The sequence below is a fragment of the Acinetobacter stercoris genome (assembly GCF_900323515.1).
Taxonomy (GTDB): domain Bacteria; phylum Pseudomonadota; class Gammaproteobacteria; order Pseudomonadales; family Moraxellaceae; genus Acinetobacter; species Acinetobacter stercoris.
The window spans coordinates 1-1,598 of record NZ_OOGT01000374.1; the positions used below are offsets into that span (position 1 = coordinate 1).

At 36.7% G+C, this 1,598-nt stretch carries 1 protein-coding gene; it reads left to right on the forward strand.

Annotated features, from left to right (window positions below; genetic code table 11):
* Positions 1-142 precede the first annotated feature (142 nt).
* Positions 143-1,510, forward strand: a complete 1,368-nt coding sequence (locus KPC_RS19605; protein WP_121975979.1) for a S8 family peptidase — start codon at positions 143-145, stop codon at positions 1,508-1,510.
* Positions 1,511-1,598 lie beyond the last annotated feature (88 nt).

Genomic DNA, 1,598 nt, shown 5'->3' on the forward strand with positions numbered 1-1,598 from the left:
CATATATATCGAAAATAGTTTAGAAACCTTAAATGATAAAAACTTTTGAAATGAGTAAATTACATAAAATTAACATATTGAAATTAAATATTTATCTTCGATTATAAAAATATTTAATTACATTTGGAAAAGGTGTTACACAATGAAAAGATCCTCTTCGATTATTTTTGCATTTTTAGGTCTGAGTATATTAGGGCAACATACTTTTGCCCAAATTACTCCATCTGAAGCTCAAACCAGACTCTCAGAGGCAGCACAAAAAAAGATATTCAATGGTCAAATCAATCGCGAAGCATTATTGAATAATGATTCAAATGATTTAATTGTAGAATTTAATACGGATATTTCTCCCCACCAAGTAGTCAATCGAGATGTGCGTGCCAAATTGAGCACTGGCAAATCTCTATTCAGCAAAAGCTATAGTGAAGCAGATGGCATTCAAATATTACGTGATTATAATGGGTTGCCGTATAAGTTTTACCGGATAAATAATCGTAATAGTTTAGTGAAATTATTGAATGATCCGCGAGTGAAAGCAGTTTATCCAAACCGTCGGGCTAATGCACAGAATATAAATCATTTATCACTGATTGGACAGCCTACAGTTACAACAGCAGGTTATGGTGGACAGGGAACAACAGTAGTTGTTTTAGATACAGGTGTAGACTATCGACATGCAGATTTTGGAGACTGTATTAGCCCCGGTGTTCCATCCACATGTAAAGTGTCACATGCATTTGATGTAAGTTCCGAAGATTCCAGGTTTGATGATGATGGTCATGGCACTAATGTTTCTGCCATTGTTGCGCAAGTTGCACCCGAAGCTAAAATTGCTTCACTGGATGTGTTTACTAGACAACCTGACGGCTCAAATAAAACATACTGGAGTGATGTGATTGCTGGTATTAATTGGACGGTTAATAATGCTCAAAAACTTAATATCAAATCAGTGAATATGAGTATTGCGGATACAACAGAACATACTGGTGACTGTAGTCTTACTGGACAGGATGGTAATGTTTTTGCTACCCCGATTCAGACTTTAAGAGGTTCTGGAGTGATTCCTGTAGCATCCTCGGGTAATAAAGGTTTCAGTAATGGTGTAGCAGTACCATCATGTGTTTCTGGTGTTGTTGCAGTAGGGGCGGTCTATGATACCGATACTCAAGGTATTCGGTATGCAGGATCATCTTCATTTTTAAAATGTAACGATGAAGATACCTCCCCTGATCATGTGACCTGCTTTAGCAATATGGGAAGGGTGGTGCAGTTACTTGCCCCTGGTGCTGTGATGACTGCTGGTGGTTATACATATAGTGGAACTTCACAGGCTTCTCCACATGTAGCTGCGTCTATTGCCATATTACGAGCAACTAATTCACGTTTTTCACATGAGACAATCGAGCAGACAATAGTCCGTTTGCAAAATACCGGAAAGTCTGTCTATGATAGCCGTAGTGGCTTGACTATTCCGCGTATTGATATTAAAGCAGCAATGAATATCAGTTAAATTGGCTTTGTTAAGATATATCAATATGATTTATAAATTTACCAATGATTTATGTTTTTATTTTTAATGAAATTTAAAATATAACAAG

Coding starts and splice junctions, on each gene's coding strand:
- KPC_RS19605 (WP_121975979.1), top strand. CDS start 143: ATGAAAAGATCCTCTTCGATTATTTTTGCATTTTTAGGTCTGAGTATA.